The sequence below is a fragment of the Sphingobacterium sp. IITKGP-BTPF85 genome, assembly GCF_001006065.1.
Taxonomy (GTDB): domain Bacteria; phylum Bacteroidota; class Bacteroidia; order Sphingobacteriales; family Sphingobacteriaceae; genus Sphingobacterium; species Sphingobacterium anhuiense.
The window spans coordinates 1-22,352 of sequence record NZ_ASZT02000088.1; the positions used below are offsets into that span (position 1 = coordinate 1).

Consider the following 22,352-nt stretch of genomic DNA (forward strand, 5'->3'; position numbering starts at 1 on the left):
GTACTATTATCTGGAAAATACCCTCCTTAAAACGTTTTACTTTTTAATGTTCTATTTTTCATTTTCAATGGATTATTTGCTATATCTCCTACCCATTTTACCATGCAACTTTCCAGATTTATGTCCGGTTTGCCACATGGAGCTTTCTTTGGTGTAGGTTCTGTTGTTGCAGCTAGATTAGCTCCTAAAGGTAAAGAGGCGCAGGCAATATCGATTATGTTTACAGGTATGACGATTGCTAATTTAGCAGGTGTGCCTTTAGGAACATATATCGGACATCATTACTCTTGGCGCATTACCTATGGTGTCATCAGTGTACTAGGCCTCCTGACATTTTTAATGATTTATCTTTGGTTACCAAAATTGAATCTTCTAAACAAAACAATATTATAGCACAGGTAAGTTTTTTCAAAAAGCAAGAAGCATGGCTACTGATGGCAATTATTGCAATCGGAACTGGAGGTCTTTTTGCCTGGATCAGCTATATTGCTCCATTGGTTACAAATGTATCTGGACTTGACCCTAATCGTGTGCCTATTATTATGATTTTAATCGGTATAGGTATGTTTTTTGGAAATTTATTGGGTGGAAAAATGGCTGATACCATCTCTCCGACAAAAGCGGCTATTGCTAGTTTTAGTGCTATGGCGATATGTTTAGTCTTTGTTTATTTTGTTTCACCATTTCAATGGTCAGCATACATTATGGCCTTTATTACGGGTTTGGTTTCTTTTACAATAGGTCCACCTACACAGATGATGTTGATCCGGACTGCTAAAGGTGCTGAAACTTTGGCTGCAGCGGGTGGTCAGGCAGCATTCAACTTGGGTAATACTTTAGGAGCCTATTTAGGAGGTATACCCATTACATATGGCTTAATGTATAATACTCCTTCTTTAGTAGGTGTTGGTATGGCCACTATAGGCGCTTTACTTGCTTGTGTATTCTTGGTTCAATTTGTACAAAAGAACAGAATCCCAAGTGCAGATTAACAGATAATATGACCGAAAAACTCAGCTATATCAGTGTCCTTCGAATTATTGCTACCATTGCAGTCATCGCGATACACGCATCTTCTGGTTACTTAAATAGTACTGATATAGCTGGGTTTGACTGGAAATATGCAAATCTGATAAATAGTTTCACTCGATTCTCTGTCCCCATATTTGTGATGCTTTCTGGGGCTCTCCTGCTGACGAAAGAAGAACATACAGGACAGTTTTATAAAAAAAGACTCCTTAAGATTTTTTATCCCTTTCTTTTTTGGACTATTATTTACTTTTTTTATAACACGAATGTGCTGGAATTAAATATAGACCAATTGATCTCTACATTGGTCTATAGACTCAAAAACGGTGCGAACGCACATCTTTGGTATCTCTATATGATCATGGGTCTATACCTTGCTATTCCTTTTCTTCAAAAGATCGTAAAGCATTCATCTATGAGAGAACTGGAGATTTTTTTAGTTTTATGGTTTATAACGCTGTTATATTCAACAAAAACTTTTCAACCTATCTACCAAAATTCGATCTTACATTTTTTTCGAGTTATACAGGGTACTTGATCTTAGGTTATTATTTGAAGGTAAAAGATTTTAGTGGGATAAAATGGTGGTGTTTGTTTTTATTTATCATGGCTGCATTGGGAACAGCTTATTTTACTTATGAAATGAGTTTAAGCGCACATGAATTTCGTCCACTTTTATACGGTTATTTGTCACCGAATACAGTCCTGATTGCTACCGGTATATTTATATTCATCAAAACAATATCGCGTGATCTAAAACTTCCCCAGTGGGCATTATGGATCGATCAATATAGTTTTGGAATATATCTCTGCCATATCCTGATTTTAAATTATGTACATCCGATATTACCCGTGGGCACATTTTTAAAGATTCCTTTAGTAACTTTTGTTACACTTGCCATCAGTATTATGCTTATATACGGTATTCGCAAAATTCCTTTTGGCAAATACATTTCTGGTTAATAAAAAAGCTTCAATAAGCGCAGGGCGAATTGAAGCTTTTTTATATTTGAGATTCGCGTAAGACTAGAAAGGTAAATCGTCGTCGTCATTTGATCCTGATAAATCAACTGGAGCTGGCATTTCAGCATAACCTGGAGCAGGAGCTGAAGCAGCAGTATTTGCTAATTTAGTAACTCTCCAAGCAACTAATGAATTGAAGTATGTTGTTACACCTTCTTTATTTGTCCAAGGACGACCACGTAAATTGAAAGAAACTTCAATTTCTTCACCTACAGTCAAACCATCAAAAATTGATGTTCTGTCTTGAGTAGCTTCAAAGCGAATATATTCAACAAACTGCGGATTTTCAGCGTAAGCCACGATTATATCACGCTTCTTAAATGACTCTGTTACTTGTTGCGTAGCACCTATTTCGTGTACTTTTCCTCTAATTTCCATAATCAAAAATATTAAACCGTAAAAATAAGCATTTTTTGAGTAAGAGATTAACTAACTTTGTACAAATATTATGGAAGTTTTCAACACCCCCAATAAAATCATCATCACTTGCAATAAGCGACTTTCTCCTTATTTGCAACAAGAAGTCGAAGAACTTGGCTTCGAGATCAAACGTTCTTTCTCTACTGGTGTAGAATTATTTAACACCTTGAATGAAACGATTAAGTTAAATTTGAATTTGCGCACTGCTTCTCAGATTCTTTATTCGATAAAAGAATTTAAAGCGTCCAACCCTCAGGAACTATACGATGAACTGAAAGACATCGCATGGGAAGAGCTTATTGCTTTTGACGGCTATTTTTCTGTGACTTCAAATGTCGATAACGAAACAATCACGACACCTTTATTTGCGAATTTGAAAGTTAAGGATGCCATAGTTGATCGTATCAAAGAAAAAAAGGACATTCGCCCAAATTCGGGTTCTGATGCAAACAAAGCTGTTATACATCTGTATTGGAAAGATGATCGCGCAGAAGTTTTTATCGATTCTTCCGGTGAGACGCTAGCAAAACACGGTTATCGTAAACACCCTGGAAAGGCACCAATGTTAGAAGCGCTTGCTGCTGGTACTATTCTTGCAACGAAATGGGATGGTCTATCATCTTTTGTCAACCCAATGTGCGGTTCTGGTACTTTAGCTATTGAAGCAGCATTGATCGCGACTAACCGTCGTCCTGGCCTTTACCGCATGAACTATTCGTTTATGCATTTCATTGGTTACGATGAAGAAGTCTTTTTTCAAGAAAGAAGAAATCTTAAAGAACAGGTCAATAAGAAAGCAAATCCGAAGATAATTGCTTCAGATCTTTCGCAACAGGCGGTAGATATTGCGATCATGAATGCCAAGACTGCTGGTGTAGATCAGCTTATTGATTTTCAAGTTTGTGATTTTGCTGACACAACTGTACCACAAGAAGAAAAAGGAATTGCTATATTTAACCCGGAATATGGTGAACGCCTTGGTAATCATAGTCAATTGGAATTAACATATAAACGTGTAGGTGACTTTCTAAAACAAAACTGCAAGGGTTATAAAGGTTACATTTTTACTGGAAATCCGGATCTTGCCAAAAAGATAGGCTTACGGGCTTCTAGAAAAGTTGAATTTTATAACGGTAAATTAGATTGTCGTTTATTAGAATACGAATTATACGAGGGAACTCGCGAAAAACCAAAAGTAATTTATGAATAAGATTATTGAAAGTACGGTTGCATTTGTACAGGACAGATTAAAATTTGCTGAATCTGGTCATGATTGGTCTCATATCCAACGTGTATGGAACAACACAAAATTAATTCTTCAAACGGAAGAGGCGGATTACCAAACTTGCGAACTAGCCGCTTTATTACATGATATTGCTGATAGCAAATTTCACGATGGAGATGAAACGATAGGCCCTCGTGTTGCTGGTGAATTTTTAACCTCTATAGGCGTTGATAAAGACGTAATTGAACATGTTGAAAAAATTATTTTAAACATGTCTTTTAAGGCAAGTCTTGGCGAAATCGTTTTTCATTCTAAGGAACTTGAGATTGTTCAGGATGCTGATCGTTTGGATGCAATAGGTGCAATTGGTGTTGCTCGAGCATTCAACTATGGCGGTCATAAAAACAGAGAAATGTATAATCCGAATGTCCCTGTTCAAGAATATCAGGACAAGGAAAGCTACAAACATTCTGAAGCACCGACAATTAATCATTTTCACGAAAAGCTTTTATTGCTTAAAGATAAAATGAATACCAATGCCGCTCAAGCTATCGCTGAAAAAAGACATGAATTTATGCTTTCTTTTTTAGATGAATTTTATGCTGAGTGGGAAGGTAAACGATAACAATAATAAAACTTAATATTTCCTTAACTCGGAAATTACACAAAATGGTACTTTCGATAATTATCGAGGTACCATTTTTTGTTTAAATTTAGTCTGTAAAACTAAGCCCGTAATAAATTGCAATCTATGCGAACAGGTTATGATCGCTTATTTTTTATATTTAAAACAAAAAGAGCTCGTAGACTCCTAAGTAAAACAAAGTATTCGTCTATACCAGAAAACATGAATACTACTTTATATTTATATCCGATGAAAAAAACAGTTTTTGTAATCCTTGCCACTATGGCCGTTATGGGAATCACTGAATTAAATGCTCAAACCAAAATCATTGCTCACCGTGGAGCTTTTAAAAACACGAAAGTTCCGGAAAATTCAATTGCTTCGTTAAAAGCCGCTAAGGATTTAAATCTTTGGGGTTCGGAATATGATGTACATCTTACAAAGGATAATGTACTTGTTGTCAATCATGATAATGATTTTTACGGAATAGATATTGCGACCGCTACTTACCAGGAGTTATTGGCCAAAAGCCATCCAAATGGTGAGAAAATTCCTACTTTAGAGGAATATATCAAAGCAGGGTTAAAGCTTAAAGGTTTAAAATTAATTCTTGAATTGAAGACTAATAAACTAGGACTGGAACGTACCTTGGAGGCTACTGAAAAAGCTGTCGCTTTAGTAAAAGAATTAAAAGCTGGAAAAGTAACTGAATATATTGCTTTCAGTTATGATGCTTGTAAAAAGATCCATGAACTTGATCCTAAAGCTAAGGTCGCCTATTTAAATGGCGATATTGCTCCTGATCAAATTAAAAAAGATGGTTTAACGGGTATTGATTATCATCTTAGTGTTTTCACGAAAAACCCAACCTGGTTACAAGAATCAAAAGCATTAAAGCTGACGACAAATGCTTGGACAGTTAATAAAGAAGATGATATGAAATCTCTGATCAGTCAAAAGATTGATTACATTACAACGAATGAACCTGAGCTTTTAAAGACTTTACTCAAAAAATAATTAACCTTGTATAGCAGTTCATAGATATGAACAACACATTTATAAAAAAATAAGTTAATGAAAAAAATTATTCTTGCTTTCTCTATTTTACTTGTGGGTTTAGGAAGTGCTCTTGCACAGCAAATGCGAGTGGCCACCTACAATATAAGACAGAAAAATGATCATGATATTGGTAATATGTGGAATGAACGCAGAGATGCTGTAGCCAATTTGATTAAATTCCATAATTTCGAAATTTCGGTATACAGGAAGCATTTATTGACCAAGTGAAAGATCTTCAAGAACGTCTTCCTGATTTTAAATCGATAGGTGTTGGTCGAGACGATGGTGCAGAAAAAGGAGAACATTCTTCAATTTTTTATAACAAGAACCGTTTTGACGCTATTAAAAGCGGAACTTTCTGGTTGTCTGCGACAGATACAAAACAACCCAATAAAGGCTGGGATGCTGCACTGCCACGAATCTGCACATGGGCAGTTTTAAAGGATAAAAAAAGTGGAAAATCATTTATTTTTATGAATACGCACTTTGACCATGTTGGTGTTGAAGCGAGAAAAGAAAGTGCTAAATTGATCTTAACTAAGGCAAAGGAATTAGCCGGTAATCTTCCTTTAATCTTAACAGGTGATTTCAATGTTGATGAACATAATGAAGCATATTTTACTTTAGCAAATAGCAAAACTGTGGTCGATAGTTATACCATTAGTCCTCGAATCTATGAACCAAGCTCTTCTTTTAATGGCTGGGGTAAAAGTATTAAACAAAAAGAAAGGATAGATCATATTTTTGTTGTTCCTAAAACAAAAGTAAGTAACTATGCAATATTGACTGATACGTATCAGGAAAATTTCCGTCAGATCATTTTCCTGTTATTGTAGATTTATCGCTATAAAACAGAATTCTATTGTGCCGGTCTAAAACCGGCGCAATTAAACTGCCTTTTCCCTTGATTTATCAAGAGTTAGACGATCATTTGGGTATCCGCCCATCCTTCTAAATATGGTAAATATTCGTACTCTTCGTTAAACTTTAGATTCCTTTTGCGTTCTAATTTGTAGTTTTACAAAAAAAAAGACATGAAAAGTATCTTATCATACGCTCTTATTGCATCAGGATTATTCTTTGCAACTCAATCTCAAGCTCAGTCCAAAGGGCTTTCTAAGTTAAAGGATATCTTAAATTCTACATCTGCTCAAAATAAAACAAATAGCGATACTACTACGAGTAAAGTTGTTCCCTCTAATCAGGCTGTCGTAAAAAATATTACAAAGAAAGAAGCTACTTCAGGTATAAAAGAAGCTTTAGCTAAAGGATTGACTAACAGTGTTAATATTCTTTCTGTAAAAGATGGATTTTTAGGAGATGCTGCAGTCAAAATTTTAATGCCTGCTGAAGCTCAAAAAGTAGAAAAAGCACTTCGCGCAGTAGGTATGGGTTCTTTGTGTGATCAGTTTATCAGCAGTATGAATAGAGCTGCGGAAACAGCTGTTAGTGAAGCAGGGACTGTTTTTGTCAACTCTTTATCCAAAATGACGATTACAGATGCTTACAATATTTTATTAAGTGGTAATCAAAATGCCGCAACGACTTTCTTTAAAACAAATACTTCGACCGAACTGACTTCAAAATTTTCTCCTGTTATAGACAAGGCAATGGGGGCTAATAATGTATCGGGTTACTGGAATCAATTAACAACTGCTTATAACAATTTACCATTTTCAAAAAAGGTAGAAACCAATTTAACAGGTTACGTTACGCAAAAAGCTATCGATGGATTATTTGTAAAAGTAGCAGATCAAGAGTTAAAGATCAGAGAAAATATTGGTGGATCACGAAACACGGATTTACTATCAAAAGTATTCGGCTGGGCTGATAATCAAAAATAAGGTATTGGACAGAATTTTTAATTCTGTCTACACCTTTACGTTTCTTTTGTTAATATGGCTAAAATATAGCCTGGACCAATTTTTATACTGGTATATAGTAGCAAGTCCGACCAATAATAAGATAGACTTCACAAATAAATTTACTCCAAAATAAGGTGTGATCTGCACATGTTTCCCCATTAGTATTAAAGCGAAAAACATATAATATAATCCACAAATAATTAGATAAATTTGAAATGCTTTTCTTAAGATTCGTTGATTCTTTGTCTTGATTAAAATCCAAAACGGAATTAGAAGGTATATAAATTGACTAATATAGATCAATTGTCTAATAGAATTATCCATACTAAAAAGTAAAAATAACTGAGCGATAAAAAGAAGGAGAAACATTGCTTTTAATAAACGCAACATACTGGAAATCAAATTTTAAGTTTTTTAAATTTACAAAAAAAATATTGTTTTACAAATAATAAACTATAAAAGTCAAAATTCGCTAATGCTCACATTTTTTGTAATTTTGCAGGGCATAATCACATTAATGATATAAAAAGTATGAGTAAGTTCGAGATCAATAACATCAGTGATTTTTCAGTTTCTGAAAGATTCCAACGTTATGTACAGATAGATACACAGTCGGATGCAAGTTCGCCTACTTGTCCTTCGACAGAAAAGCAAAAAAATTTAGGTAATCTTCTTGTGGAGGAATTACTGGCATTGGGAATTTCTGATGCAGCCATGGATGAAAATGGCTATGTATATGCAACTATCCCTTCCAATAGTACTAAAAAAGTACCTACTATTTGTTTCTGTTCGCATATGGACACGTCACCTGACTCCTCAGGTAAAGATGTTAAACCTTTGGTTCATCATGATTATCAAGGTCAGGATCTGGTATTACCGGATGATAACAGTATTATCATCAAATATTCGGAACATCCTGATCTGGCAAATCAAATCGGTCATAATATTATTACAGCGAGCGGTACAACACTATTGGGCGCCGATGATAAGGCGGGAATTGCAGAAATAATGGATGCAGCTCGTTTATTAATGAAACATCCTGAGATCAAGCATGGGGATATAAAAATCTTATTTACGCCAGATGAAGAAATTGGAAGAGGGGTTGACAAAGCTGATCTTAAACGCCTAGCTGCTGATTATGCATACACGATGGATGGTGAAAAAGCGGGCACGATAGAAGATGAAACTTTTTCTGCAGATGGTGCAACATTAACCATACATGGTGTTTCCGTTCATCCTGGATTTGCTAAAGGAAAAATGCAAAGTGCTATCAAAATTGCTAGTGCAATTATAGAGGCTTTACCCCAGGACCGCCTGTCGCCAGAAAGTACAAATAAAAAAGATGGTTTTGTTCATCCGACAAATATCTCGGGCACAGTGGAAAAAGCAGAAATCCATTTTATTATCCGTGATCACCTTACAGCTAATTTAGTAAAGCATGAATCTGAGCTGGAAGCTATTGCAAAATCTATAGTCGCTCAATACCCTAACTGCAGTTATACGTTCGAAGTAAAGGAACAGTACCGCAACATGAAGGAAATTCTAGATCAATATCCTCAAATCATGGAAATTGGAATTGAAGCAATTACACGGGCTGGCATGAAGGCTGAACGCAGAAGTATTCGCGGTGGTACTGATGGTTCGCGTTTATCTTTTATGGGATTACCTTGTCCTAATATTTTTGCTGGTGGACACGCCTTCCATGGAAAACAGGAATGGGTATCTGAACAAGATATGCAAAAAGCTGTTTTAACAATTTTGCATGTAGCCTCTCTTTGGGAAGAAAAATAATCATTAACTTCATACATATTCAACGCGTTTAAGGAAATAACATATATGCAATCTAACGAAGTTTTAAAAGCAATACAGAGCCGAAGATCAGTTTTTCAAGCTACTTTTACGGATCAAGATGTTAATAAAGAAGATATCTTAACGATTTTAGAAGCGGCGAATGCTGCTCCTACTCATAAAAGAACGCAACCTTGGCGTTTTACTATTTTCAAAGGCGAAGGTCTTTTACGTCTAGGCACTGAACTTTCGCGTATTTATAAAGCGGTCACTCCTCCAGAAAAATACTTTGAAAAAACAGAAATCACTATGGGTGAAAAGGCTACGCAATCCAAAGTTGCAATAGCTTTAATTGTCAATTATACTGGTGACGTTCCTGAGTGGGAAGAACTGGCGGCAACATCTTGTGCGATTGAAAATATGTGGTTAGCGGCACATTCTTTAGGATTGGGAGGTTATTGGGCTACTCCAGGATTAATCAATCACTTAAGCAATTTCTTAAATTTAGAAGAGAATCAAAAGTGCATTGGGTTGTTCTATTTAGGACACCATGAAACAGAAGCTAGAGAACCTGTTCGATCTCCTATTGCGGACAAAATCCGTTGGGAGGAATAAAAATATTCTTTAATTAATAAAAAAGGTCGACCCAATAGTCGACCTTTTTTATTGCAGTTTATTATTAAACTTCTTAATCTCAAATTTTTAAAAATTTATTTTCACAGTCTACGATATATTCGTAAATTAAACCAAAATTGGCCTATGAAAATAATCATATCCTTCTTATTATACATAATCTTTACATTCTCTCCAAGTTTCGCCCAAAGCGTGATTAAAGGTGTTGTATTGGATAGGGAGACTAAGCAACCTATTCACGGAGCTACTGTTTATATCAATAATTCATCTTCTGCAACCAGTACTGCAAAGGATGGTAGTTTCCAACTGCACCAAAAAATTATCCAGAATCAAGAACTGGTCATTTCAAATATTGGATATGAGGCCGCATTTGAAACAATTACTACTAATAATTATGAAAAGGTAAAGATTTATTTAACACGTAAGATTACTACTTTAGAAGAAGTTAGTGTTATCCCGTTTGAAAAAGATGGTTGGGCAAAGTGGGGTAAATATTTTACGGAAAGCTTTATCGGAACAAGTAAATTTGCCCAAAAAACGAAAATATTAAATCCAGATATACTGCGATTCCGATATAATAAATCATCAAAAATATTAACTGTAATAGCGAACGAACCAATACAAATAGACAATAAAGAACTGGGTTATATGATCTCATACGATCTCATTAGTTTTCGATCAAACTTTTCTGAAAATACAATTCAATTTGAAGGTTTTAGCTATTTTAAAGATTATAAGCGGATTACAAAGAGTATATTGACGCAAAGAAGAGTGGCCTACCAGCTTTCCATGATGCGCTTTATACGAAGTTATATGAACATAAATGGCAGGAGGATGGTTATGTAGTCCGCGAGCTTACTAAAAAAGAAAATCTAGAAAGAAAAGATGCCCAGGAAAAACTGAAAACAATAACGTCACTGGTCAATACGAAATATGAAGGTAAATGGAACTCATTTTATATACTGCAATCAGAAATCATCAAAGATAGTGTGACTAAATATCAAAATATCATGCGGCAACCTGCGTTCTATGACGTCTTAGGAAAACAGTTAACTGAATCTGATCTTGAAAAAGGAAGCTTGGGAAATCAATTAAAGGAAATTCACCATCAAAATTACATTCATATCTTAAATAGGACCCAAAAATAGACCTCGATTATTTCAATTCTAACAATGCTTATGATGAATCATCTCGTTTAAAAATAGATGACGATTCATCATTGTCATAAATTATCAAGGAAACTATACGCCTGCTATACAATGGTCAATGGAAGGTTTTTTTGCCTGGTATTCTAAAGTTGGCAATATGCTCCCCTTGGATTATACTGTACAGGAAAATAATAAATAGTCTTTCTTAATTACTTTTTTCTACAATTCCAAAACAATGTGTCGGCTTGAAAGCTTGGGTAGGATTTTCTATAGGAAAGCTAATAATTAATTTACCTTTTTTTCCATGCCACTTGGGTCCCTTGTCTATTAATCTTAATATCTCCTTTTTTAGAACTTCATTGGGTGCGTCTTCAAAATTAACATTTTTTAATTTTCCATTTTTATCAACTTCAAAATTCAGGATAATTTTACCTCCTACATCCCGCACCTGTACATTTCTTTGCAGATATTGCTCGAATGCATTCCATCCTTCTATCGGTGAGGCATCTCCACCAGTTAAGATGGGTTCAATCCCAATCTTATTTTCAGGGGAACTCAGCTCGACTTCTGTCGTTCTACTTTTATTTGTATTAAAATTCTTAAAATAAATAAAGGCGATAAGCACGACAAAAATGACTGCTGCTGCTGATCCAACTGCCAATCGTTGCCAAGTATAAAACTGGGCATTACGGGTAGATATCGTTTGCTCCACGCGGCGGTTTAAACGCTGTTGCAACAAACTCAATTGTCGTACATCCACTCCTTTTTGCAAACGATAACCTTCAATTGCATCCTGCAAAAAAGGATCTTCCAATGCTTCTTTCTCTAGTTGAAACATTTCCTCTTTATTCATCAGACCACTGATGTAGTTATGAATTCTGGATAATTGATAATTATTTTCCATTTTACTTACTCTCCATACAAATTTTAAGATTTCGCTTGCCATTTTGAATATAGCTTTTCACTTTATTCATTTCTATTCCGGTAAGGACTACGATATCTTTATAACACTTTTGCTCTAAATAAAATAACCTGATACAACGCTCCTGCTCAGGTTTTAGCGTCAACATGCACATTTCTAATTTTTCAAATTGACTTTCGCTCCATTCTTTGGGATCAGATTCATCTAAATAATCATGACCAACCGCAACTTGTTCATCAATATCAACATACTGCGTTCCCTTTTCTTTCCTCAGCTGCATGAGGCAAAAATTTTTAGAAAATGTGTAAAGCCAGCTTTTAAAATTATCGACCTCGTGGATGCGCAATTTCCGAATCAATTCTTCAAAAATTTGCATGACGGCATCCTGACTCTTTTCGGCATCGTGCAAATATTTAAAACATACACCATAAAGCAATGACATATAGGGAGCATACAATTTACCCAAAAGATCCAGATCTCCTGTACTTCGATATTGTATTAATAATTCCTTTTCTGTCATGCTCGGGATATTACTTTGCTTAATTGATGCTTTAAGATACATAATTCCATAAAACAATCAAGCAAAGATTAATATTATGTTTCACTTTTATATCGAGTTATTGAAATTCTATCGCTTCAAATTGATTGTAGTATCTTCGTACAATCAAAACTTGATAGTCTTTATCAATTATTTGATGACATTTTAAAGAATAATAGATGCTTATGAATGAATATGAATTAATAGCTATTGGCTTATATATGGCCTTAATGATTGGAATTGGAATTTACTCTTGGAGGAAGTCAAACAGTAATTCCGATGATTTTTTGATCGGTGGGCGCAAGATGGGCGCGGCTGTGACTGCTTTATCGGCAGGTGCAGCAGACATGAGCGGCTGGTTACTCATGGGACTTCCCGGTGCGATGTATCTTTCAGGATTATCCAGTGCATGGATTGCAATTGGTCTGACTATTGGCGCATACTTCAATTATGTTATTGTAGCCCCTCGACTTCGGGTATATACAGAAGTTGCCCAAAATGCAATTACACTCCCTGTATTTTTTGAGAATCGTTTTAAAGATAAAACCCAGCTCTTAAAAATTGTCTCTTCAATTTTCATTTTAGTGTTTTTCACTTTATATACTTCTGCAGGTATGGTTTCGGGTGGAAGATTGTTTGAATCGGCTTTTGGTATTGATTACTATACTGGATTGTATGCTACAACTTTGTTGTTGTACTTTATACTTTCCTAGGTGGATTTTTAGCTGTTAGCTTAACAGATTTTGTGCAGGGAACAATTATGGTCACCGCGCTTGTCATCATTCCAATTGTACTGATTTTCCAACTTGATGGACTGGGTAATACATTGGATATCATACATAATAAAGGTGCTAATTATTTAGATTTACTAAAGGGTACCACCACGGTATCGATCGTATCCTTACTCGCTTGGGGATTAGGTTACTTTGGGCAACCTCATATTTTAGTGCGATTTATGGCTATTGGCGATGTTAAAGATATCCCTAAAGCTAAAAGAATCGGCATTAGCTGGATGATTCTTACTGTTGGTGGAGCATTACTTTTGGGATTATTTGGAATAGCTTATTTATATAAGTTTGATCAAACTACTATGTTGCAATTTGATCAATCAAAGGAATTGTCAGAAACTATTTTTATCCATCTTTCGAGAGCATTATTTCATCCCTTAATTGGCGGTTTTCTTTTATCCGCAATTTTAGCAGCTGTCATGAGTACCATATCTTCTCAATTATTAGTGACCTCTAGCTCAATGACAGAAGATATTTATAAAGCTTTTTTTAATAAAACAGCTTCTCCTAAACGTATGTTACTTGTAAGTCGACTTTCTGTGCTTATTGTAGCGATAATTGCCTTACTGCTCTCCCTAAACCCTAAAGACAGCATATTAAATCTTGTGGGAAATGCCTGGGCCGGTTTTGGCGCTGCCTTTGGTCCCCTTATCATCTTGTCGTTGCTTTGGAAAAAAACAACCGCCACTGCAGGATTATTGGGAATGTTGGTGGGTGGTGCTACTGTACTTTTATGGGTGTATATTCCTCACGATTACAAATCTGTGTATGAAATCATACCTGGTTTCATTTTGAGTTTCTTAACGATTGTTATTGTTTCGTTTTTCAGCAAACCTGTTGCCCCTGTCATTGTGGAGGAATTTGATCAGGTTACGAAAATTCTGAAATAATAAAAAGGATAACCTAAATCTGGTTATCCTTTTTTATTATTTGAAATGTTGATATTGACGATATATTATCGGTCTTTCTTATCCATCATTGTATTCCTAAGTCTACTGAAATAACAAGAGTGCAATAATTAAGGTCACAATAATATTAAATGTTTGTGCAATTAAAAAGGCATACAATGGCTTTTTATTATCCTGTTGAAACAGGTCTTTAAAATTAGTTTCCAATCCGATTGAGGTAAAGGCCAGGGTAAACCAAAGTCCCTGAATAAATTTCAAACTTCCTTTAACCGCAACATTTGTTTCTGGTGAAATAAAAAATGAGAAAAGTAAAGATGCAAATATAAAACCCAGGACAAACTTTGGAAATCTTTCCCAAATAATTTTCAAAGTTGGTTTCTCTTTCTTTGTTTCATCATCAACTGACTTTGAATAGCTCCAATAAATACTAATTGCAAATGCTGCAATTCCTAATAATACATTTTGTGAAAATTTTACAATTGTACTGATTTTTAAGGCTTCTTCTCCAACTAAACTACCTGAAGCGGCTACAGCACCCGATGTATCTATTGAACCTCCTAGCCATGCTCCTGTTACTTCTTGAGACAGTCCCATTTTATCCGCCAAATAAGGCATAAAAATCATCATCGGAATTGCCGTGATCAATACAAGTGAAATAATGTAAGATAACTTTTTACTATCTCCTTTAATTGCTCCAGATGTTGCAATTGCTGCTGATACCCCACAGATAGATACTGCGCTTGACAGCATCAAAGCCATTTCTTTATCAATCTTTAATTTTTTACAAACCCAAAAAGCAAAATACCATACTGAAATGACCACTACTAATGCTTGGATAAGTCCCAGTGAACCAGCTTTGAGTATATCTCCAAAAATAACTGTTGTTCCTAAAAGAATCAATCCAATTTTGACATACAACTCTGTACTTAATGCACTTTTAAACCAATCAGGAAGATTGAAAAAATTACTGATGACCAAGCCGATCGCCAAACTGAAAATAACAGCTTCTAGATTATAGTCTTTTACGAGTGAATTTCCAGCAAAGATGAGCGCGAGCATGGTTAACACATAGACAGACGGAAAAACTATTAATAAGCTTTTAACCGACTTACCTAATAAGGAGGCTCCGATAATGGCGACAATAAAGACTAGACCAAATTGGGTCGCTATTGCCTGCAGGTTATGAATGGAAAATACTTGGTTTCCTAATTCTGAAAAATTGCTCCAGCTGAAACTTGGTTGAGGAACAATGACCCCAAAAATTGCTAAAAAGACAATTCCTAATCCTAAGATAACAACTACCCAATCCTCAGCTAAGGAGAATGATTTCGAAGATGACATGTAAACAGGTTTTAATTTAGAAACCCCAAATTTAGAAATATTATCCATGCCGGCAACTAGTAAACGAAAAAGTTACCAAATAATAAAGCCGAGATGTTTTCATCTCGGCTTCTAAACCTATAATCACTTTTTAAAACCTAAAAACAATATTTATTGGCATCAATCAACTTCTTAGCAATTCGTTGACGCGCATCTTTCACATTAAATGGTTCTGATTTTGTAAAGCGACGTAAACCCACTAACATCATTTTCAACTCATCACCTTCAGCAAAAGAATTTAGGGCTTCTTTTCCTGCAACATTTACTTTATCAATGGTTGAATATAGATAAATTTTAGCCATATCTGTTGCATCAGCACTTGCTTCTACTCCTTTTGTATGATATAATTTCTCCGCACGAAGTAACGCTGACTCAGCGATGTATACATAACCAATGATATCGGCAATATTCATCAAAATCTCCTGCTCCTTAGATAAAGACATCATCAATTTTTGAACTGCGGCGCCAGCAATTAATAAGCCTGCCTTTTTCAAATTAGCGATAATTTTCTTTTCTGCTGCAAATGGTGTTTCATCTTCTTCTCCAAAATCAGGAATAGCTAATAGTTCTGATGCAACTGCAGTAGCAGGTCCCATCAAATCAATCTCTCCCTTCATGGCACGTTTCAAAAGCATATCTACGACCAACAGTCTATTTACTTCATTAGTACCTTCAAAAATACGATTGATACGTGAGTCTCGATAAGCGCGTTCCATTGGTGCTTCTGCTGAATATCCCATGCCTCCATAAATCTGTACGCCTTCATCCACAACATAATCTAACATTTCCGAACACCATACTTTAATGATCGCACACTCGATAGCATATTGTTCTACAGATTTCAGTTTTGCTTTAGCTTCATCCATCCCCCCTGCAACTAATGATTCGTACGTGTCATCAATATTCTGACCGGCACGATATGCTGCTGATTCGGTCGCAAATAATCGCGTTGCCATTTCAGCTAATTTGTAACGGATGGCTCCAAATTTGGAAATCGGTAAATTGAACTGCACGCGCTCATTGGCATATTTAATCGCTTGTGTAATCACCATGCGTGATGAACCGATAGTAGCAGCGCCTAATTTTATACGACCAATGTTTAGGATATTAACCGCTATTTTAAATCCATTTTCACGTTCAGAAAGCATATTTCAACAGGAACTTCACAATCGTTGAAAAATACCTGTCGGGTTGAAGATCCTTTGATTCCCAGTTTATGCTCTTCTGGGTTCATACTGATTCCTCCAAAATCTTTCTCAACAATAAAAGCGGTAAGATTCTTATCATCATCAATTGCAAAAACAATAAAGATATCAGCAAAACCACCATTTGTAATCCACATCTTCTGTCCATTAATGACATAGTGTGTACCTGCGGCATTTAATTTTGCTGCAGTACGACCAGAGTTGGCATCTGATCCTGAATTAGGTTCTGTTAAACAATAAGAAGCTTTCCATTCCCCAGTAGCTAATTTTGGAATGTATTTTGTTTTTTGAGCTGCGTTTCCATAGTATAAAATAGGCAAAGTACCTATGCCTGTATGTGCCGATAATGCCACAGCAAAGGAGAATCCTCCCCCAACCGCATCTGCAACTAACATGGATGTATTGAAGTTTTTACCAAATCCCCCATATTCTTCTGGTATGGACACACTCAACATTCCTAGTTCTCCAGCTTTATCCATAAGACTTGGCATCAAACCTTCTTCCTGGGAGTCAATACGATCCAATTTGTTTAGAACTTCCGTATCTAGAAAGTCAATACAGGTCTGACGAATCATCTTTGCTTCTTCATCAAATTCTTCAGGAATAAAAATATCTGTATAAGATGTCTCTTTAATTACAAATTCTCCGCCTTTAATTGTGTTGCTCATAATTTTTCTGATTAAAGTGCAAAGGATAAAGACTAAAACCTTATTTCTTTGCTTCTATTGTTAAATATTATTCTATTTTTTAAAACAAATACATCTCGATAAGTCACCTAACTGATCTTTAAGATTAAAAACCAGTTAGATGGTCCGATTTGAAAAACATGTGGATGAAAAGCTGAAGTCATCCTCAAAATGTGCAATTTGATTTCGATAAAGAACATCTCATATGCCCTGTCGAAGTTTTAAAATTTGCGCTATCTATAGTAATTCAAAAATACCTGCTGCTCCCTGTCCTGTTCCGACACACATTGTTACCATGCCGTATTTTTTATTTCTACGCTTCAGTTCATTTAATATTTGAACAGTCAATTTGGCTCCAGTACAACCCAATGGATGGCCTAAAGCAATAGCACCGCCATTGACATTAACTTTTTCTTCATCAAGACCCAATTCGCGAATAACGGCTAAAGATTGTGATGCAAAAGCTTCATTCAATTCGAATAAATCGATATCTTCTTTTTTTAATCCTGCCATTTTCAAAGCTTTTGGTATTGCTACAATAGGACCAATCCCCATGATACGTGGCGGAACACCTGCCACGGCATAACTGACAAGACGTGCTATCGGTTTTAGGTTCAATTCCTTCATTTTTTCTTCTGAAACAATCAAAACAAAGGCTGCTCCATCTGAAGTTTGTGATGAGTTACCTGCAGTAACTACACCGTCAGCTGCAAAAACTGGACGCAACTTCGCAAGCGCTCAAGCGATGAATCTGCTCTCGGTCCTTCGTCTGTATCAACGACATATTCTCTTGTTTCTAATTTTTTGCCATCCTTTAAGTAGTTTTCCTTTACTGTAATCGGAACAATGCCATCTTTTAAATGACCATTTTTAATAGCCTCAACAGCTTTTTGATGTGATTTTAAAGAGAATGCATCTTGGTCTTCTCGAGATACGCCGTATTCTTTTGCAACAGCTTCGGCTGTAAGTCCCATTCCCCAATACCAATCTGGGTTTTCTTTTGCTACTTCAGGGTTTGGAACAATTTTCCATCCTCCAAAAGGCATTCCTGACATGACCTCGACTCCGCCAGCAATAATACAATCTGCCATTCCGGCTTTTATTTTTGCTACAGCTGTGGCTATTGTCTCCAACCCAGAGGCACAGTAACGGTTTACAGTGACTCCTGGTACTTTATCCGTTTGCAAGCCCATCAAAGAAATTAAACGTCCTACATTCAATCCTTGCTCTGCTTCTGGCATCGCATTACCGACGATTACATCGTCAATTTCTTCTTTATTTAAGTTGGGTACTGATGCCACCAAATGCTTGATCACATCAGCGGCCAAATCATCCGCACGCATAAAACGAAATCCTCCACGAGGTGCTTTCCCTACTGCTGTACGATATCCTGCTACAATGTATGCTTCCATAATTTTTAGATGTGAGATGTGAGATTTAAGATATCAGATCGTTAAAATTCACATATTATTTATTATCATTTTTTAATTTATTCAAAAATCCAAAAATCATTTTTTGAATTTCTATAATTTGAGAACACAGCTGTTCGGCTTGCTCAACCTTTAACAGCTTTAGATTTTGTGCTATAATAATTTGTGTCTGCAATTCGAAAGATGATCCATTTGCAATTCCAAGAAAATGAATAAATTCATTTCCTGAATTTCTACCTGCTCCTTCTGCTATATTTGACGCAATCGATATAACCGATCGTTTAATCTGAGATGATAATCCAAATTTTTCTTCTGAAGGAAAAGAGATACTACTTCATATACTTTTGTAGCTAATTCAATTGATTTACTCCAAATCTTTAATTCTTTCAGATTATGCATATCTCAAATCTAATGTCTCAAATCTCTAATCTAATTTATACTCTAATTTCTTAACGGTTTTCCTTTTGTTAACATAAATTGGATACGTTCCAAAGTTTTTCGTTCTGCACATAGCTCAAGAAAAGCTTTACGTTCTAGATCCAATAAATACTGTTCAGAGACTTCTGTTGGTGCCGATAACTCACCGCCACATAAAACATTTCCTAATTTTTCAGAAATCTTTTTATCATGGTCAGAGATATAATTTCCAGCACGCATTGAACTTGCTCCTACATAGACAATTCCTAATCCTTGTTTTCCCAATACCTTAATATCAGTCCTTTGAACGGGCTGTATATAACCTGCATTAGCTAATTCTAAAGCCTTTTCTTTTGCATCAGCAATAAGTCGAGCTTTATTCATAGTAATCGCATACTTACCTTGCTGCAGGTATCCAAGCTCATAGGCCTCTATAGCTGAGGTTGACACTTTTGCTGTTCCTATGGTCAAAAAACGATCTTTTAAAGTATTTTGAACAATTTGATCTTCTTTATATTCATCTGAAGCACGTAAAGCAAATTCTTTAGTACCTCCGCCACCTGGAATTACACCAACTCCAAATTCAACTAAGCCCATATATGTCTCAGCATGTGCCTGCACAAAATCGGCATGCATTGAAAATTCACAGCCTCCTCCTAATGTCATTTGAAATGGTGCTACTACTACTGGAATGGACGAATAGCGAATCCGCATAGAAGTATTCTGGAAAGCACGAACCGCCATATTTAATTCATCGTAGTCTTGCTCAGCGGCCATCATGAATATCATACCTATATTAGCTCCTGCGGAGAAATTTTTTCCTTCGTTAGAAATTACTAATCCACGATATTCTTTTTCAGCTAAATCAATTGCTTTATTCACGCCTTGAATTACATCTCCACCGATCGTATTCATTTTGGTATGGAATTCACAATTGATAATTCCATCTCCAAGATCAATAATGGAAACTCCGGAATTTTTCCAAATTGTTTTGCTTTCACGGATGTGATCTAAAACAATAAGATCTTCTGTTCCTGGAATAGGTTTGTATGATTTTGATGCAATATCATAATATTGACGAACGCCATTTTCGATTTTATAGAAAGACTCACAACCTGCGTCTAACATATCATGAACCCATTGTGAAACTTCACCACGTTGACCTGGGAGACGTTTCTCTTCGTTCTTAATTTTTCTATTGTCTCTCGAACACCTAAAGCATCCCAAACCTCGAAAGGACTATCTCCCAACCGAAGCCAGCACGCATCGCATCATCGATACGGAAAAAATCGTCAGTAATTTCAGGTACACGATTAGATACGTATTCAAACAAAGGATAATGCATGGCACGGAACAATTCTCCTGCTTTATCTTTCCCTTGTTCATATACTTCATTCGTTTGCGAATATCTTCCACCAATTTGTCGCTTCCAGGGTAGCAGATTTCACCTTTCCTTGAGGTCCAAATGTTAAAGTTTTCAGATTTAAAGATTGAATTTCTGAATTTCCAGAAGCATCTTTTACTTTTTCGTAAAATCCTTTTTTGGTTTTTTCACCTAGCCACTTATTTTCAACCATTTTAGTTATAAAGGAAGGCAATTGAAATACCCCTTTAGCTTCATCATTGGGTGCATTCTGGGCGAGGCCATTAGCAACGTTTACCAAAGTATCTAAACCAACAACATCAGCTGTTCGGAAAGTTGCCGATTTCGGATGCCCCATCGCTGGACCGGTATACTTATCAACTTCTTCCACAGTCAAACCTAGCGGTTCTACGAGATGGGTTAAAGCAAGCATTGAATAAACACCGATTCTATTGCCAATAAATGCTGGTGTATCCTTGCATAAAACAACAGTTTTACCTAAAAACTTGTCACCAAATTCTAACAGAAAATCAACAACTTCTTTTATTGTATGGGGGGTAGGAATAATTTCCAACAATTGTAAATAACGTGGCGGATTAAAGAAGTGTGTACCACAAAAATGATCTTTAAAATCTTCGGATCTACCTTCCGTCATAAGATGTATCGGAATACCCGAAGTATTTGAAGTAATCAAAGTGCCTGGTTTTCGGTATTGTTCAACGCGTTCAAACACAGATTTTTTGATATCCAATCGTTCAACGACAACTTCAATGATCCAATCGCATGATGCGATATCAGACATATTATCATCAAAATTTCCTGTTGAAATCCTTTTCACAAAAGATTTACTATAAATAGGAGATGGATTAGATTTTACAGCCGTTTCTAAAGACTGGTTGACAATGCGATTGCGAACGAACTTACTATCCAAAGTAAGTCCTTTTGCTGTTTCAGCTGGCAATAGCTCTTTTGGAACGATGTCCAAAAGTAATACTTCCATACCGATGTTAGCAAAATGGCAAGCGATCCTAGAGCCCATTACTCCAGAACCTAATACTGCTACTTTTCTAATGTTTCTACTCATTTATCTAATTGTTTATTATCAATAATTGCTAAGCTTATTATTGATCGATGGTACTATTTTCTTCTTGATATGAAGTCGCCAATTCATTTAATTTGGCTAAAGATTTCATCAATTGATTACGCTCTTTCTCTGATAAATTTTCCTCGAGATAATGATTAAAATTACGAACGACGTTTTTTGCCATTTCTCTTTTTTCTTTACCCAGCTCTGTTAAATACACTTTAACCGACCGCTTATCAGATGCACTCGCTTCTCTATAAATAAATCCCAACTTCTCTAAATTATTTAACACCCGAGACAAACTAGTTGTTTTCACACCTGTTAAATTGGCGATCTGTGACACGGGGGTCCCCTCTTTATGGATATTAATTAAAATATAACCAGCAGCCTGAGTAAAACCATACTGCGTCGCAATCTGGTTATACTTATTAGCGATAGTCTGCCAACCTGTTTTTAAAAAATAATCAATTGTTTTATTTTGACTCATAATTTGCTTTATTATTTACTATGCAAGCATAACAAATCTAATTTATTTTTTTTGGATTTCAAATAGTTAATATTAAATTTTTAATAAATATTTGACGGAAATGAATAGTCCCTTACTAAGGTATTAAAATACCGATTATAATCAACAATATGCCATATTATCAAAATGTGGAAAACTTTTAACAACTACAAACCAACAACTTAAGCAAAACACCCCTACAGTTATTCACATTTGTGTTTTTATATTCAAAATTAAATCGGTTACCTTTGTACAAACAAACATAAACGTATGGCTTTAGTTAATATACCGAGACTTGACTTGTTAAACTT

General features: G+C 35.6%; 17 protein-coding genes and 5 pseudogenes. 13 read left to right on the top strand and 9 right to left on the bottom strand.

Annotated elements, in window-relative coordinates; translation table 11 throughout:
• Positions 1-81: 81 nt before the first annotated feature.
• The 3 genes and pseudogenes from L950_RS35615 to L950_RS16360 all read left to right on the top strand — a co-directional run bounded on the left by L950_RS35615 (position 82) and on the right by L950_RS16360 (position 1,992).
• Complete coding sequence (locus tag L950_RS35615) at positions 82-393, top strand: MFS transporter (RefSeq protein ID WP_262507118.1); 312 nt, start codon at positions 82-84, stop codon at positions 391-393.
• A gap of 41 nt (positions 394-434) precedes the next feature.
• The gene (locus L950_RS35620; protein ID WP_262507117.1) at positions 435-992 is read left to right on the top strand and encodes an MFS transporter; all 558 of its coding nucleotides are present in this window, start codon (positions 435-437) and stop codon (positions 990-992) included.
• Positions 993-1,000: 8 nt separating this feature from the next.
• Positions 1,001-1,992 (top strand): annotated as a pseudogene (locus L950_RS16360) (acyltransferase).
• A gap of 63 nt (positions 1,993-2,055) precedes the next feature.
• On the opposite strand, the gene L950_RS16365 reads toward L950_RS16360, so the two are convergent.
• Positions 2,056-2,430, bottom strand: coding sequence for a DUF3127 domain-containing protein (locus L950_RS16365; RefSeq protein WP_021187916.1), 375 nt, complete (start codon positions 2,428-2,430; stop codon positions 2,056-2,058).
• Between the two features lie 70 nt (positions 2,431-2,500).
• On the opposite strand from L950_RS16365, the gene L950_RS16370 reads away from it, so the two are divergent.
• From L950_RS16370 to L950_RS16410, 9 genes are all read left to right on the top strand, one after another.
• A complete protein-coding gene (locus L950_RS16370; RefSeq protein ID WP_021187917.1) occupies positions 2,501-3,682 on the top strand; it encodes a class I SAM-dependent RNA methyltransferase in 1,182 nt (393 codons plus the stop codon).
• Entirely contained in the window at positions 3,675-4,322 is a 648-nt protein-coding gene (locus L950_RS16375; RefSeq protein WP_021187918.1) for an HD domain-containing protein, read from the top strand. Before L950_RS16370 ends, L950_RS16375 begins: the two co-directional genes overlap by 8 nt.
• Before the next feature lie 222 nt (positions 4,323-4,544).
• Complete coding sequence (locus L950_RS16380; RefSeq protein ID WP_231577342.1) at positions 4,545-5,339, top strand: glycerophosphodiester phosphodiesterase; 795 nt, start codon at positions 4,545-4,547, stop codon at positions 5,337-5,339.
• A 57-nt stretch (positions 5,340-5,396) separates the two neighbouring features.
• Positions 5,397-5,609: a hypothetical protein gene (locus L950_RS33595; RefSeq protein WP_231577343.1), complete on the top strand. Its 213-nt coding sequence runs from the start codon at positions 5,397-5,399 to the stop codon at positions 5,607-5,609.
• Positions 5,606-6,217 carry an endonuclease/exonuclease/phosphatase family protein gene (locus L950_RS16385; RefSeq protein WP_231577344.1) on the top strand — a complete coding sequence of 204 codons (612 nt, stop codon included), beginning with the start codon at positions 5,606-5,608 and terminating at the stop codon, positions 6,215-6,217. The genes L950_RS33595 and L950_RS16385 overlap by 4 nt, the downstream gene beginning before the upstream one ends.
• Before the next feature lie 198 nt (positions 6,218-6,415).
• Positions 6,416-7,225: a DUF4197 domain-containing protein gene (locus L950_RS16390; RefSeq protein ID WP_021187920.1), complete on the top strand. Its 810-nt coding sequence runs from the start codon at positions 6,416-6,418 to the stop codon at positions 7,223-7,225.
• 552 nt (positions 7,226-7,777) lie between these two features.
• Positions 7,778-9,037 (top strand): peptidase T, encoded by a 1,260-nt coding sequence (gene pepT, locus L950_RS16400; RefSeq protein ID WP_021187922.1) that lies wholly within the window; start codon positions 7,778-7,780, stop codon positions 9,035-9,037.
• Between the two features lie 45 nt (positions 9,038-9,082).
• Complete coding sequence (locus tag L950_RS16405; protein ID WP_021187923.1) at positions 9,083-9,649, top strand: nitroreductase; 567 nt, start codon at positions 9,083-9,085, stop codon at positions 9,647-9,649.
• Between the two features lie 144 nt (positions 9,650-9,793).
• Positions 9,794-10,513: a carboxypeptidase-like regulatory domain-containing protein gene (locus tag L950_RS16410; RefSeq protein WP_156169727.1), complete on the top strand. Its 720-nt coding sequence runs from the start codon at positions 9,794-9,796 to the stop codon at positions 10,511-10,513.
• Between the two features lie 507 nt (positions 10,514-11,020).
• Here the strand turns inward: L950_RS16410 and L950_RS16415 are convergent.
• Together L950_RS16415 and L950_RS16420 are read right to left on the bottom strand one after the other, a co-directional pair.
• Positions 11,021-11,761, bottom strand: a complete 741-nt coding sequence (locus tag L950_RS16415) for a hypothetical protein (RefSeq protein WP_206368539.1) — start codon at positions 11,759-11,761, stop codon at positions 11,021-11,023.
• The gene (locus L950_RS16420) at positions 11,721-12,257 is read right to left on the bottom strand and encodes an RNA polymerase sigma factor (protein WP_031286924.1); all 537 of its coding nucleotides are present in this window, start codon (positions 12,255-12,257) and stop codon (positions 11,721-11,723) included. The genes L950_RS16415 and L950_RS16420 overlap by 41 nt, the downstream gene beginning before the upstream one ends.
• A gap of 323 nt (positions 12,258-12,580) precedes the next feature.
• Between L950_RS16420 and putP the strand changes: the two are divergent.
• Positions 12,581-13,953, top strand: a pseudogene (gene putP / locus L950_RS16425) (sodium/proline symporter PutP).
• Positions 13,954-14,055: 102 nt separating this feature from the next.
• Here the strand turns inward: putP and L950_RS16430 are convergent.
• The 6 genes and pseudogenes from L950_RS16430 to L950_RS16450 form a co-directional block, all read right to left on the bottom strand.
• Complete coding sequence (locus L950_RS16430; protein ID WP_031286926.1) at positions 14,056-15,312, bottom strand: YeiH family protein; 1,257 nt, start codon at positions 15,310-15,312, stop codon at positions 14,056-14,058.
• Between the two features lie 137 nt (positions 15,313-15,449).
• Positions 15,450-17,224: pseudogene (locus L950_RS16435) on the bottom strand (acyl-CoA dehydrogenase family protein).
• 255 nt (positions 17,225-17,479) lie between these two features.
• Positions 17,480-18,654 (bottom strand): annotated as a pseudogene (locus L950_RS16440) (acetyl-CoA C-acyltransferase).
• Positions 18,655-18,709: 55 nt separating this feature from the next.
• Positions 18,710-19,000 carry a four helix bundle protein gene (locus L950_RS33600; protein ID WP_316930666.1) on the bottom strand — a complete coding sequence of 97 codons (291 nt, stop codon included), beginning with the start codon at positions 18,998-19,000 and terminating at the stop codon, positions 18,710-18,712.
• Positions 19,001-19,113: 113 nt separating this feature from the next.
• Positions 19,114-21,536 (bottom strand): annotated as a pseudogene (locus L950_RS37375) (3-hydroxyacyl-CoA dehydrogenase/enoyl-CoA hydratase family protein).
• A gap of 37 nt (positions 21,537-21,573) precedes the next feature.
• Positions 21,574-22,023 carry a MarR family winged helix-turn-helix transcriptional regulator gene (locus L950_RS16450; RefSeq protein WP_021187929.1) on the bottom strand — a complete coding sequence of 150 codons (450 nt, stop codon included), beginning with the start codon at positions 22,021-22,023 and terminating at the stop codon, positions 21,574-21,576.
• Positions 22,024-22,352: the final 329 nt, after the last annotated feature.

What these genes read in the sequence shown, in the direction of transcription:
- L950_RS35620 (WP_262507117.1), top strand. Translation starts at nt 435, where the DNA reads ATGGCAATTATTGCAATCGGAACTGGAGGTCTTTTTGCCTGGATCAGC.
- L950_RS16365 (WP_021187916.1), bottom strand. Translation starts at nt 2,430, where the DNA reads ATGGAAATTAGAGGAAAAGTACACGAAATAGGTGCTACGCAACAAGTA.
- L950_RS16370 (WP_021187917.1), top strand. Translation starts at nt 2,501, where the DNA reads ATGGAAGTTTTCAACACCCCCAATAAAATCATCATCACTTGCAATAAG.
- L950_RS16375 (WP_021187918.1), top strand. Translation starts at nt 3,675, where the DNA reads ATGAATAAGATTATTGAAAGTACGGTTGCATTTGTACAGGACAGATTA.
- L950_RS16380 (WP_231577342.1), top strand. Translation starts at nt 4,545, where the DNA reads ATGAATACTACTTTATATTTATATCCGATGAAAAAAACAGTTTTTGTA.
- L950_RS33595 (WP_231577343.1), top strand. Translation starts at nt 5,397, where the DNA reads ATGAAAAAAATTATTCTTGCTTTCTCTATTTTACTTGTGGGTTTAGGA.
- L950_RS16390 (WP_021187920.1), top strand. Translation starts at nt 6,416, where the DNA reads ATGAAAAGTATCTTATCATACGCTCTTATTGCATCAGGATTATTCTTT.
- pepT (WP_021187922.1), top strand. Translation starts at nt 7,778, where the DNA reads ATGAGTAAGTTCGAGATCAATAACATCAGTGATTTTTCAGTTTCTGAA.
- L950_RS16405 (WP_021187923.1), top strand. Translation starts at nt 9,083, where the DNA reads ATGCAATCTAACGAAGTTTTAAAAGCAATACAGAGCCGAAGATCAGTT.
- L950_RS16410 (WP_156169727.1), top strand. Translation starts at nt 9,794, where the DNA reads ATGAAAATAATCATATCCTTCTTATTATACATAATCTTTACATTCTCT.
- L950_RS16415 (WP_206368539.1), bottom strand. Translation starts at nt 11,761, where the DNA reads ATGGCAAGCGAAATCTTAAAATTTGTATGGAGAGTAAGTAAAATGGAA.
- L950_RS16420 (WP_031286924.1), bottom strand. Translation starts at nt 12,257, where the DNA reads ATGACAGAAAAGGAATTATTAATACAATATCGAAGTACAGGAGATCTG.
- L950_RS16430 (WP_031286926.1), bottom strand. Translation starts at nt 15,312, where the DNA reads ATGTCATCTTCGAAATCATTCTCCTTAGCTGAGGATTGGGTAGTTGTT.
- L950_RS16450 (WP_021187929.1), bottom strand. Translation starts at nt 22,023, where the DNA reads ATGAGTCAAAATAAAACAATTGATTATTTTTTAAAAACAGGTTGGCAG.